The following is a 10,972-nucleotide window of genomic DNA, read 5'->3' on the forward strand; positions in this document are numbered from 1 at the left end:
CCCCCCCCCCCCCCCCCCCCCCCCCCCCCCCCCCCCCCCCCCCCCCCCCCCCCCCCCCCCCCCCCCCCCCCCCCCCAACCCCCCCCCCCCCCCCCCCCCCCCCCCCCCCCCCCCCCCCCGCTTCGTTTAGCCGTTCAGAACCGCGTTACTCCGAGTATTTGAACTCGGGCATGTTCTTCAGCTCGTCCTTGCTCGCATTGAACACGGCGTGGTCCGGATACCATTTCGACGAGGACGTGGCCGTCGTCGCGGGCTTGTTGTCGGTGCCGGTCGCGGCACCCGTCGTGGTGGTCGCCGCGGGCCGGTTGGCCGCGCTGTTCGGGTTGTTCCCGGCAGCGCCGGTGTAGGCAACGGCCTCGTTGACGAATTTCAGCTTCTCATAGGGCACCGCGACCAGATGCTCGCCCAGGCCGAGGAAGCCGCCGACGCCGATCACGGCGATCTTGATGTTGCCGCTCTTGTCCATCAGCAGATCGTTGATCGAGCCGATGTTCTCGTTGGCGTCGTTATAGACCTTGATGCCGTTCATCTTGGACGTACGCCACTGTCCCGACGCGGTCGTGGTCGTCGTCGAGGCGGCGGCAGCCGGCGCCTTGTCGGTGGTGGCGGTCGGATTTTGCGCGAACGCAACGGTTGCGAGCAGTGCGGTACCGGCGAGACCGGCCGCGATCGATTTCATCAACATATTGTCCTCTCCTTCAGCAGAAAACTCGTGCGGAGAAAACAGCTCGGATCAGTCCCAGTTCCGCGCGTGCTGCAATTTCGTCGCGTGCTGCGCGAGGATTGGAGCCGCGTGCGATTGTTCCTAAGTCACTCAGGAACATTTTGCAGCGCACTGTTCCTCGCGGACGATCGTGCGCCCTGGGTGAAGCAAGACCGCAGCGAGGAACGCGCCGATCTGCGTCACGCAGATCAGCTCCTGTAGTCGATCAGAAGCGCGGCGAAGTCCGAGCCGCCTGATGAGCTGCCGTTGGCGCCGTAAGACGACGACGACGATTGCGACTGCTGCAGCGCCTGGAGAAACTGCTGAAGGATCTCGGCCGTGGTGGAGGCGGTTGACGTGCTGCTGGTCGCGTCCGTTGACGACGAATCCGACGAGCTGTCGTCCGGCGGCGGACCTGGCGGGGGGCCGCCCGCACCCCCGGGACCGCCCGCACCACCGGGACCGCCGGCGCCATTGGCGAAGGCGGATTGGAATACGTTCTTCAGCTCGTCGGCCTGGTCTGACGTCAGCGTCCCGTTCGACACCTCGTTGGAGATGAGGTCGTCGATCTTCGAGTCGATGTCATCCTTGGAGGGACGCGCGCCGCTCGACTGATCGCTCGACCGGCCCTGCTGAAGCGCCGTGTCGATGTCGGTCAGCGCCGTCGAAAGCGCCGACTGGTCCGACGACGAGACCGTGCCGGCGGACACGTCCGATTGCAATTGCTGCTGCAGCCTCTGCAACGGCGACTGGTGGTGACCGGCGGAGGCCGCCGAAATCGAGGTCATGATGGCTCTGTGAGTTCTGCAGGGTTTCGTGGCCGACCAAGCCACGGTATGGTTAGCGCGCTTAACGAGACCTTGCCGCTTCCCTGCCCGGTGATGTCCTGCTGTTGCGGCATGGGCCATGGAAACAATCTGAAACAAATCTCTTCGCCATTTGGCCCGAACCTTGGACAAACAAAGCGCATGGCCCTTCCCAATCCCAACATCCTTGTCGTCGAAGACGACCGTGAAACCCGGACGTTGATTGCGAAATACCTCCGCAACAACGCCTGCAACGTCACCGCCGTGAGCGACGGCCGCGAGATGTCGCGCGCGATGGCCGATCATCGCGTCGACCTCATCATCCTCGACGTCATGCTGCCCGGCGAGGACGGCCTCAGCCTGTGCCGCAAGCTGCGCGCGGAAGGACAGACGCCGATCATCATGCTGACCGCACGCGGCGAGGACGTCGACCGCATCGTCGGCCTCGAAATGGGCGCGGACGACTATCTGCCGAAACCGTTCAACCCGCGCGAGCTGCTCGCCCGCATCAACGCGGTGCTGCGCCGCCAGGCGGCCGCGCAGGCGGCGAGCTCGATCGAGGGCGCCAGCACGCTCGCCTTCGAAAGCTGGCGCATCGATTTGCGCCTGCGCGAGCTGCGCAATCCCGACGGCGCGCGCGTCGCGGTGACCAGCGCCGAGTTCGACCTGCTGCGGACGTTCTGCGAGCGTCCCGGCCGCGTGCTCTCGCGCGACAGCCTGCTCGACCTCACGCAGGGGCGCAGCACAGGCTCGTTCGAGCGCTCGATCGACGTGCTGGTCAGCCGCATCCGCCGCAAGATCGAGCCCAATCCGGCCGATCCGACCATGATCAAGACGGTGCGCTCCGGCGGCTATCTGTTCACGCCAAGAACTGAAGCGGTCAGGACTGAAGCGGTCGCGGCGTCCCTGAGCAGCTGAGGGAACGCCGACGATGAAGCCGTTCGGGTTCTTCCACCTCAGGGGTATCGGCGGGCAGATCGCCGCGCTGGTGCTGGCTTCCACCGTCGCGCTGCATCTCGTCGTCACCGCCGCCTTCCTGATCGGCCGGCCGGACCGCCCGGACACGGCGCCGGACGGCGCGCCTCAATTGGCGGACGCCGCGGTGCTGCTCGGCTCGGCTGAGCAGGCCGAGCGGCCGCGCCTCATCGCAGATCTCGCGCGCGCCTTCCCGAAGCTCAACATCGAGACGTTCGCGCCCGGCACCGCGAACGTCGTCGACGACAGCGAAAGCCAACATTTGCACGGGATCCGCCGCCATCTCGGCCGCGGCTACAAGGTGGTGCAGCTCGCCCCCCAAGCCGGCGAGCACCGCATCGGCGTACAGCTGCCCGACGGCACTGTGATCGCCGGCCAGGTCCGTGGCGGCCCGCGGCCGTGGTTCTGGGGCGCACCGTGGCTGATGGCGCTGATGACCACCTTCATCTGCGTCACCGTGCTCGGCCTGTGGGCGGCGCGCGCGCTGGCGGCGCCGCTGTCGTCCTTTGCCAGGGCTGCCGAGAATTTCAGCCTGGACGGCGGGGCGGATCCACTTCCCGAGCGCGGCCCGGAAGAGATCCGCTCGGTCGCGCGCGCGCTCAACCGCATGCACGAGCGGATCGCGCGACTGATGTCGGACCGCACGCGGATGCTTGCCGCGATCAGCCACGATCTGCGCACACCGATCACGCGGCTGCGCCTGCGCGCCGAGTTCGTCGAGGACGAAGGCAACCGCAAGCGCATGCTGATCGATCTCGACCAGATGCGATCGATGCTGGAATCCGTTTTGTCGCTATTGCGCAACGACCGCCAGATCGAGGCGGTGACGCTGGTCGACATCGCGAGCACGCTGCAGCTCATCGCCGACCAGTTCGGCGACATGGGTCATGTCGTGCACTATGCCGGCCCGCAATCCGCGACCGCCGCCGCGCGTCCCGACGATCTGCATCGCGGCGTCACCAACCTCGTCGAGAACGCAGTGCGCTTCGGCGCCGAGGTGACGATCCGGCTCGACATCTCGAACGCCAAACTCGTCATCGACGTCGAGGACGACGGTCCCGGCATTTCGGATGCGCGCAAGCAAGAGATGCTGGAGCCGTTCGTGCGCGGCGACGACGCCCGCACCATGGACGAGTCCACCGGCTTCGGCCTCGGTCTGTCGATCGCACGCGCGATCGCCCTCGCCCATGGCGGCGAGCTGTCGCTGCACGACCGCGAGCCGCATGGGCTGATCGTGCGGATGCAATTGCCGGTATGGCAACAGCCGCGGCTTGCGGCCTAACTTCAGGCCGCGAGCGGCGGGTGCTCGAGGGCAGCCTCGTCGAAGATCGCAATCGCCTCGAAGCGATAATTGCAGGCCTGACAAGTCCAGAGATAGGAGACGCGCCCCTCGCCCGGCTCGACCCAGTCGGGCGTCGGGATCAGCGTGCCGCATTGGGCACAGGGATTGTTTCTGGGCAAATCGTGTTCTGACATGTCGCCGCTGTGGGCTTTGACCATGGTTGATTTTGTCATGGCACCTCTCCCGATTCGCTGGCCGTGACATACTCGCTTTCGTGCGCCCATGCGAATAGACAGGCCTGCTGTCGCGAGTTGTCCGCCTGAGGAAACTCTGACGCCAGCATTGAGTCGTCACAGCGGCTCGGCACCGCGAAAAAATTAACGGCGGCGTTTGGTCACATCATTGCCGCGTTCGGGAGGCCTAAACGGCAGCCGGGCGCAGGCCTTCAATCAGTCTCAGGGACCTCCGGGATATCTGATGAAAATTTTACGTATCGCCGCGCTGCTCGCGGCCGGACTGACGTTGCCACAGGCCGCATTCGCGGGCCAAGCGGAGTACGCCGAGATGGTCGCGGCCCACGCGCGCGCCAACGGCGTGCCGGAGGCGCTGGTGCATCGGGTCATCATGCGCGAAAGCCGCTATCAGCCCGGCCTGGTCGGCCATGGCGGCACCATCGGGCTGATGCAGATCAAGCTCGCGACCGCCCGCGGGGTCGGCTACACCGGCGACGCCGCCGGCCTGCGCGATCCCAACACCAACCTCACCTATGCCGTGAAATATCTCGCCGGCGCCTATCACGCGGCAAATGGCGACCACGCCCGGGCCGTTCGTTATTTCGCCGGCGGCTATTACTACGCCGCAAAGCGGCAGCGGCAGGAGGCCGTGCAAGTCGCCAATACGAACGAGGCCAATATGAGCGCCCCTTGGCTCGAGCCGAACGGCAATCCGCAGCCGATATTCGGCGCCGCGCCGCACCGGAAGCTCGCCCAGCGCGTTCGCAACGCTCGGGCACAGACGCCCAGGTAAGTGCGGTTCCCGCCAAACGCGTTGACACAGCCTGTCACTGGCATACATTAGAGCCGTTCCGAGGGGTGCTCCGAGGAGGAGCTGAGATACCGCTAAATGGGCAAATCCGCCCAGGACCGCGGTGACCCTTTGAACCTGATCCGGGTCATGCCGGCGAAGGGACAGGGATGTTGCAGACGACCAAGCGACCGGATTCCCCGGTATCCATCATCGGCGCAGGCATTGCTGGCGCCTGGCAGGCCTTGCTGTTCGCGCAGGCCGGCCACGCCGTCATCCTGCACGAGCGCGGTGACGCCGACATGACCGATGCCACCAGCCATTGGGCCGGCGGCATGCTCGCGCCTTATTGCGAGGCGGAGGTTTCCGAACCCATCATCTCCAGGCTCGGCCTGCGCTCGCTCGACATCTGGCGGCGCGAGCTGCCCGACACGCCCTTCAACGGCTCGCTGGTCGTCGCCCACCCGCGCGAGCGCAACGATTTCGAGCGTTTTGCCCGCATGACCGAGGGCCATTGCCGGCTCGATGCCGCCGGCCTTGCCGAGCTCGAGCCGTCGCTCGAAGGCCGCTTCCGCGACGCGCTGTTCTTCCCGACCGAGGGCCACGTCGAGCCGCGCCGCGTGCTGCCTAAACTGCACGAGCGCATCCGCGCCGCCGGCGGCACCATCAAGTTCGAAAGCGACGTCGCCGCGGCCGAACTCGCAAAACTTGATCCTAAAGGCATCGTGATCGACTGCCGCGGCCTTGCTGCGCGCGACGAGCAGCCTGGCTTGCGCGGCGTCAAGGGCGAGATGATCCTGATCGAAACCGCCGAGGTGCAGCTCGCGCGCCCGGTGCGGCTGATTCATCCGCGCTGGCCGCTCTATGTGATCCCGCGCGAGGACAATCTGTTCATGCTGGGCGCGACCTCGATCGAGGCCGAGGACACCGGCGTCAGCGTGCGTTCCGCGCTGGAGCTGTTGGGCGCGGCCTATGCCGTGCACCCCGCCTTCGGCGAGGCCCGCATCGTCGAATTCGGCTCCGGCCTGCGCCCTGCTTTCCCCGACAATCTGCCGCGCATCGGCATCCGCGGCAACACGATCAGCGTGAACGGCCTCTACCGCCACGGCTTCCTGATCGCGCCTGTTCTGGCCGAGCTGACGCTTAGCTTTGTCGAGCGCGGCCAGATCGACAATGAGGTGATGCAATGCGCGTGATCGTTAACGGCGAGCAACGCGAGATCAATTCGGCCAGCGTGGACGCGCTGCTCAGCGAGCTCGACTACGAGGGCACCCATTTCGCGATCGCGCTCAACTACGACGTCGTGCCGAAGAGCCGCTGGGCCGAAACCGCGCTGAAGGCCGGCGACGAGATCGAGATCATCACACCGCGGCAGGGAGGGTGAGGATGGCTCTCCATTTATCGCCTAGGCGCGCGCCACACATTCCGCTGTCATCGCCCGGCTTGACCGGGCGATCCAGTACGCCGCGGCGTCTCGGTTCTAGCCGCACCGCCTCTGGAATACTGGATCCCCGCCCCCCGTGCGCAATTTGCGCACTAGGCGGGGATGACAGTGTCATTTGGAGAGACACCACATGGTGACCTTCTACGGCAAAACCTTCCCCTCCCGCCTGCTGATCGGCAGCGCGCTTTATCCCTCGCCTGCGATCATGCAGTCGGCGATCCGCGCCTCGGGCTCGAACATTGTCACGGTGTCGCTGCGGCGCGAATCCGCCGGCGGCAAGACTGGCGATGCGTTCTGGAATCTGATCCGCGAGCTCGACGTCACCGTGCTGCCGAACACCGCCGGCTGCCGCAGCGTGCGCGAGGCGGTGACGACGGCCAAGCTCGCACGCGAATTGTTTGGCACGAGCTGGATCAAGCTCGAAGTCATCGCCGACAACGACACGCTGCAGCCCGACGTGGTCGGACTCGTGGAAGCAGCAAGCCTCCTGATCAAGGACGGCTTTGAGGTGTTCCCCTATTGCACCGAGGATCTCTCGGTCGCCAACCGCCTGGTCGACGCCGGCTGCAAGGTGGTGATGCCGTGGGCCGCGCCCATCGGCAGCGCGAAAGGCATCACCAACCGCGACGCGCTCAAGCTGATGCGCGAGCGGCTGCCCGATATTACGCTGGTGGTCGACGCCGGCATCGGCGCGCCCTCGCATGCGTCCGAGGCGCTCGAACTCGGCTACGACGCCGTGCTGCTCAACACCGCCATCGCCAAAGCCGCCGATCCCGTCGCGATGGCCAACGCCTTCCGCCTCGGCATCGAGGCCGGCCGCACCGCTTACGAAGCCGGGCTGATGAACGCCCGCGATTTCGCCTCTCCTTCCACCCCTGTCGTTGGGACACCTTTTTGGCATGCCGTATCCTGATCGTTTCTATCCCGTCGTCGACAGCCTCGCCTGGGTCGAGCGCCTGACCAGGCTCGGTGTCGGCACCATCCAGCTGCGCGCAAAAGACCTCGACGATTCGCAATCGCTGCAGATGGTCACCGATGCGCTGGCGATCACCGCGGGCACGCAAGCCAAGTTGGTCGTGAACGACTATTGGCGCGCGGCGATCGTCGCCGGCGCGAAATATCTTCATCTCGGCCAGGAGGACCTTGCGGACGCCGACCTCGCTGCGATCCGCGAGGCCGGCCTGTCGCTCGGCGTCTCCACCCATGACGATGCCGAGCTTGACACCGCGCTCGCCGCCGAGCCCGATTATGTCGCGCTGGGCCCGATCTTCTTCACCACGCTCAAATCGATGCGCTTCGAACCGCAGGGCATTCCGAAGATCACGGAATGGAAGAAGCGCATCGGCAATATCCCGCTGGTCGCGATCGGCGGCATCAAGTTCGAGCACGCCGCGGAGATCTTTGCCGCCGGCGCGGATTCCATCGCCGTCGTCAGCGACGTCACCCAGAATGCCGACCCGGATGCGCGGGTGCGGCAATGGCTCGGCCTGTCCGCGGAGGCGGCGTGATGCGCACTCTCTCCACCCGTCATTGCGAGGAGCACTTGCGACGAAGCAATCCAGACTGCCTCTGCAGAGAGATTCTGGATTGCTTCGCTGCGCTCGCAATGACGGAGCAAGAATTCACCGCCGTCGCTCAAACGCACGCACAACAGAATTAAACCGGAGGATCCCATGAACATCCGCTCCAACCCCGACAAGACCGTTCCCGCCGTCACCACCGGCCCGCTGCCCTCGTCGCGAAAAATCTTCGCCTCGCCCGATGCCGCGCCTGAGCTGCGCGTGCCCCTGCGCGAGATCATCCTGTCCGAGGGTGCCGGCGAGCCGAACCTGCCGGTGTACGACACCTCCGGTCCCTACACCGACCCGTCCGTGACCATCGACGTCAACGCCGGTCTCGCGCGCGGCCGCAAGGGCTGGGTGCTCGAGCGCGGCGGCGTCGAGGAATATCAGGGACGGCAGATCAAGCCGGAGGACAATGGCAGCGTCTCCACCGACAAGGCCGCGCGCGCGTTCTCGGCCTATCACCAGCCGCTGCGCGGCCTCGACGGCCACAAGATCACCCAGCTCGAATTCGCCCGTGCCGGCATCATCACCAAGGAGATGATCTACGTCGCGGCACGCGAAAACCTCGGCCGCAAAGAGCAGCTCGAGCGTGCGGAAGCAGCCCTTGCCGACGGCGAAAGCTTTGGCGCCGAAGTGCCCGCCTTCATCACCCCGGAGTTCGTCCGCAGCGAGATCGCGCGCGGCCGCGCCATCATTCCCTGCAACATCAACCACTCAGAGTTGGAGCCGATGATCATCGGCCGCAACTTCCTCACGAAAATCAACGCCAATATCGGCAACTCGGCGGTGACGTCATCGGTCGAGGAAGAGGTCGAGAAGATGGTGTGGGCGATCCGCTGGGGCGCCGACACCGTGATGGACCTCTCGACGGGCCGCAACATCCACACCACACGCGAATGGATTTTGCGCAACGCGCCGGTGCCGATCGGCACCGTTCCGATTTATCAGGCGCTGGAGAAGTGCGACGGCGATCCGGTCAAGCTGACCTGGGAGCTCTACAAGGACACGCTGATCGAGCAGTGCGAGCAGGGCGTCGACTATTTCACCATCCACGCCGGCGTGCGCCTGCAATACATCCACCTCACCGCCAACCGCGTCACCGGCATTGTTTCTCGTGGTGGTTCCATTATGGCGAAATGGTGCCTGGCGCATCACAAGGAGAGCTTCCTCTACACCCATTTCGACGAGATCTGCGACCTCATGCGCAAGTATGACGTCTCGTTCTCGCTCGGCGACGGCCTGCGTCCGGGCTCGATCGCCGACGCCAACGACCGCGCCCAGTTCGCGGAGCTGGAGACGCTCGGCGAGCTGACCAAGATCGCATGGGACAAGGGCTGCCAGGTCATGATCGAAGGCCCCGGCCACGTGCCGATGCACAAGATCAAGATCAACATGGACAAGCAGCTCAAGGAGTGCGGCGAAGCGCCGTTCTACACCCTCGGGCCTCTGACCACCGACATCGCGCCGGGCTACGACCACATCACCTCCGGCATTGGTGCGGCCATGATCGGCTGGTTCGGCTGCGCCATGCTCTGCTACGTCACGCCGAAGGAGCATCTCGGCCTACCCGATCGCAACGACGTCAAGGTCGGCGTCATCACCTACAAGATCGCCGCGCACGCCAGCGATCTCGCCAAGGGTCACCCGGCCGCCCAGCTGCGCGACGACGCGCTGTCCCGCGCCCGCTTCGACTTCCGCTGGAGCGACCAGTTCAACCTCGGCCTCGACCCCGACACCGCCAAGAACTTCCATGACGAGACCCTGCCGAAGGAAGCCCACAAGGTCGCGCATTTCTGCTCGATGTGCGGGCCGAAGTTCTGTTCGATGAAGATCACCCAGGACGTGCGGGACTACGCGGCGACGCTGAACGATCCGAACGGCGTCGGCATGTCGATGAGCGGGACCGCCGAGGACGGCATGGCCAAGATGAGCGCGAAGTTCAAGGAGATGGGCGAGAACTTGTATCTGGATGCGGAGAAGGTGAAGGAGAGTAATCGGGTGTTGTGAGGATGATCGAACTGAACTTGCGTTGAAGGCCGGGCGAAAGCCCGGCCTTTTTGTTAAGACAATCGGCCATAGTTCGAAGAGCGAGGGCAGTATCATCAATCGCTTTCTTCTCCAACATGGAGGTTACACTTCGCTAACCTACCTTGTGAAGTCTCCACCTCCGTTGGTTGCGAGTTCGCTTCATATCGCTGTAAGATAGACAGCAGGCCCCTGTGGCGCGAGCGGTATCGCACCTTTGAAGTACAGATTACATGATCTGATATTCTTCTTCCTACTCGCCGAGATTTCAGGTGCGCCGGCGCAGGAGCAGCCACGCGTGGCCGGCGGGCCGATCGCGCCTGCAGAGGTCGTGCTTTACATCCAATCAGACTTGAAGCGCACCGAGTTCGTTCATCCGCTGGTTTGCGCGCTTCAGCGCGTGCTCACCGCGCCCGTCACCGTGCGGGCTCTCGACCTTCCACTCGGACCCGAATTGCGTGCAACGCCCACGCAGTTCGAGGTCACCAGGGTGGCAGACCGCTTCATCCAGCGAACAGAAAACGAAGGAAATTCGCCTTCGTTCAAGTATCTTCTTATTCCGGTCGATATGAAGGTCGAGGCTTGGAATTGGCGCTATGCATTTTCTACGAGCTTTGGCGACCCAACGACGTCCTACCACGCCGGCGTCGTCTCTACCGCGCGGATCGTTGCCGGCAATTGGTGGCTGCAATCCCCTTGGGACCACCAGATAACGGCGACGCGCGCTTACAAGTTGATACTCAAATCAATCGCACAGACCGCAGGACATCGCGGTACCGGCGCCTGCATTCTCGCAACTTCACTCAGCCTTGAGGAGTTGGATCGAAAATCTTCCGAATTTTGCCCGGATGATCGCGCCGCACTTGTTGCTGCCGGCATTCTCAAGGAGAAAGAAGAGCAGAATGGCCCCGGCTGCATGACCGTTGCAGGGCGATTGCTTATGCCGATGCTCGTGACAGCACGCAGGATGCTGGACGATTGGTGGGCTACGCTGCACTAACCTACCCTGCGCAGCGAGCAAGCGTAGCCCAGATGGAGCGCGAGCGAAGCCCAGCTCCCGCATTCCGCTTCGCGTGAAATCCCCCACAAATCTGACGGACCTACCAGAGCTGTTTTAAAAAAAAAGGTCCCACCAAAAAACAAAAGCGT

The 10,972-nt window shown here is 64.6% G+C and carries 12 protein-coding genes and 1 riboswitch; of the genes, 9 read left to right on the forward strand and 3 right to left on the reverse strand.

Translation table 11 applies throughout. The annotated features are described in order from the left end of the window. Nucleotides 1-145: 145 nt before the first annotated feature. Entirely contained in the window at nucleotides 146-685 is a 540-nt protein-coding gene (locus AC0L3K_RS39555; RefSeq protein ID WP_007600783.1) for a PRC-barrel domain-containing protein, read from the reverse strand. Nucleotides 686-912: 227 nt separating this feature from the next. Next, nucleotides 913-1,491, reverse strand: coding sequence for a hypothetical protein (locus AC0L3K_RS39560; protein ID WP_007600781.1), 579 nt, complete (start codon nucleotides 1,489-1,491; stop codon nucleotides 913-915). Between the two features lie 180 nt (nucleotides 1,492-1,671). Here AC0L3K_RS39560 and AC0L3K_RS39565 point away from each other — a divergent pair, with 180 nt between their 5' ends. Both AC0L3K_RS39565 and AC0L3K_RS39570 read left to right on the forward strand, forming a co-directional pair. Beyond that, on the forward strand, nucleotides 1,672-2,427 hold the full coding sequence (locus AC0L3K_RS39565) for a response regulator (protein WP_007600780.1): 756 nt from the start codon (nucleotides 1,672-1,674) through the stop codon (nucleotides 2,425-2,427). Nucleotides 2,428-2,440: 13 nt separating this feature from the next. Beyond that, the gene (locus AC0L3K_RS39570; protein WP_007600779.1) at nucleotides 2,441-3,766 is read left to right on the forward strand and encodes an ATP-binding protein; all 1,326 of its coding nucleotides are present in this window, start codon (nucleotides 2,441-2,443) and stop codon (nucleotides 3,764-3,766) included. 2 nt (nucleotides 3,767-3,768) lie between these two features. Here the strand turns inward: AC0L3K_RS39570 and AC0L3K_RS39575 are convergent, their stop codons facing one another. Further along, nucleotides 3,769-3,999 carry a hypothetical protein gene (locus AC0L3K_RS39575; protein ID WP_007600778.1) on the reverse strand — a complete coding sequence of 77 codons (231 nt, stop codon included), beginning with the start codon at nucleotides 3,997-3,999 and terminating at the stop codon, nucleotides 3,769-3,771. Between the two features lie 244 nt (nucleotides 4,000-4,243). On the opposite strand from AC0L3K_RS39575, the gene AC0L3K_RS39580 reads away from it, so the two are divergent. The 7 genes from AC0L3K_RS39580 to AC0L3K_RS39610 all read left to right on the forward strand — a co-directional run bounded on the left by AC0L3K_RS39580 (nucleotide 4,244) and on the right by AC0L3K_RS39610 (nucleotide 10,823). Continuing rightward, a complete protein-coding gene (locus AC0L3K_RS39580) occupies nucleotides 4,244-4,792 on the forward strand; it encodes a lytic transglycosylase domain-containing protein (RefSeq protein ID WP_007600777.1) in 549 nt (182 codons plus the stop codon). Between the two features lie 51 nt (nucleotides 4,793-4,843). Beyond that, nucleotides 4,844-4,972: riboswitch (TPP riboswitch) on the forward strand. Beyond that, nucleotides 4,960-5,985 (forward strand): FAD-dependent oxidoreductase, encoded by a 1,026-nt coding sequence (locus tag AC0L3K_RS39585; protein WP_007600776.1) that lies wholly within the window; start codon nucleotides 4,960-4,962, stop codon nucleotides 5,983-5,985. It overlaps the preceding riboswitch by 13 nt. Beyond that, nucleotides 5,976-6,173, forward strand: a complete 198-nt coding sequence (gene thiS / locus AC0L3K_RS39590; RefSeq protein WP_007600772.1) for a sulfur carrier protein ThiS — start codon at nucleotides 5,976-5,978, stop codon at nucleotides 6,171-6,173. The genes AC0L3K_RS39585 and thiS overlap by 10 nt, the downstream gene beginning before the upstream one ends. Before the next feature lie 190 nt (nucleotides 6,174-6,363). After that, nucleotides 6,364-7,146 carry a thiazole synthase gene (locus tag AC0L3K_RS39595; RefSeq protein WP_007600770.1) on the forward strand — a complete coding sequence of 261 codons (783 nt, stop codon included), beginning with the start codon at nucleotides 6,364-6,366 and terminating at the stop codon, nucleotides 7,144-7,146. Next, nucleotides 7,133-7,741, forward strand: a complete 609-nt coding sequence (locus AC0L3K_RS39600) for a thiamine phosphate synthase (protein ID WP_007600768.1) — start codon at nucleotides 7,133-7,135, stop codon at nucleotides 7,739-7,741. Before AC0L3K_RS39595 ends, AC0L3K_RS39600 begins: the two co-directional genes overlap by 14 nt. A 165-nt stretch (nucleotides 7,742-7,906) precedes the next feature. Next, nucleotides 7,907-9,805, forward strand: coding sequence for a phosphomethylpyrimidine synthase ThiC (thiC, locus tag AC0L3K_RS39605; protein ID WP_007600764.1), 1,899 nt, complete (start codon nucleotides 7,907-7,909; stop codon nucleotides 9,803-9,805). Between the two features lie 235 nt (nucleotides 9,806-10,040). After that, nucleotides 10,041-10,823 (forward strand): hypothetical protein, encoded by a 783-nt coding sequence (locus AC0L3K_RS39610; RefSeq protein WP_035994232.1) that lies wholly within the window; start codon nucleotides 10,041-10,043, stop codon nucleotides 10,821-10,823. The last annotated feature ends 149 nt before the right edge of the window (nucleotides 10,824-10,972 follow it).

The sequence above is a fragment of the Bradyrhizobium sp. MI1.10 genome (assembly GCF_055811035.1).

What these genes read in the sequence shown, in the direction of transcription:
- AC0L3K_RS39570 (WP_007600779.1), top strand. Translation starts at nt 2,441, where the DNA reads ATGAAGCCGTTCGGGTTCTTCCACCTCAGGGGTATCGGCGGGCAGATC.
- AC0L3K_RS39585 (WP_007600776.1), top strand. Translation starts at nt 4,960, where the DNA reads ATGTTGCAGACGACCAAGCGACCGGATTCCCCGGTATCCATCATCGGC.
- AC0L3K_RS39595 (WP_007600770.1), top strand. Translation starts at nt 6,364, where the DNA reads ATGGTGACCTTCTACGGCAAAACCTTCCCCTCCCGCCTGCTGATCGGC.
- thiC (WP_007600764.1), top strand. Translation starts at nt 7,907, where the DNA reads ATGAACATCCGCTCCAACCCCGACAAGACCGTTCCCGCCGTCACCACC.
- AC0L3K_RS39575 (WP_007600778.1), bottom strand. Translation starts at nt 3,999, where the DNA reads ATGACAAAATCAACCATGGTCAAAGCCCACAGCGGCGACATGTCAGAA.
- AC0L3K_RS39565 (WP_007600780.1), top strand. Translation starts at nt 1,672, where the DNA reads ATGGCCCTTCCCAATCCCAACATCCTTGTCGTCGAAGACGACCGTGAA.
- AC0L3K_RS39555 (WP_007600783.1), bottom strand. Translation starts at nt 685, where the DNA reads ATGTTGATGAAATCGATCGCGGCCGGTCTCGCCGGTACCGCACTGCTC.
- AC0L3K_RS39580 (WP_007600777.1), top strand. Translation starts at nt 4,244, where the DNA reads ATGAAAATTTTACGTATCGCCGCGCTGCTCGCGGCCGGACTGACGTTG.
- thiS (WP_007600772.1), top strand. Translation starts at nt 5,976, where the DNA reads ATGCGCGTGATCGTTAACGGCGAGCAACGCGAGATCAATTCGGCCAGC.
- AC0L3K_RS39560 (WP_007600781.1), bottom strand. Translation starts at nt 1,491, where the DNA reads ATGACCTCGATTTCGGCGGCCTCCGCCGGTCACCACCAGTCGCCGTTG.
- AC0L3K_RS39600 (WP_007600768.1), top strand. Translation starts at nt 7,133, where the DNA reads ATGCCGTATCCTGATCGTTTCTATCCCGTCGTCGACAGCCTCGCCTGG.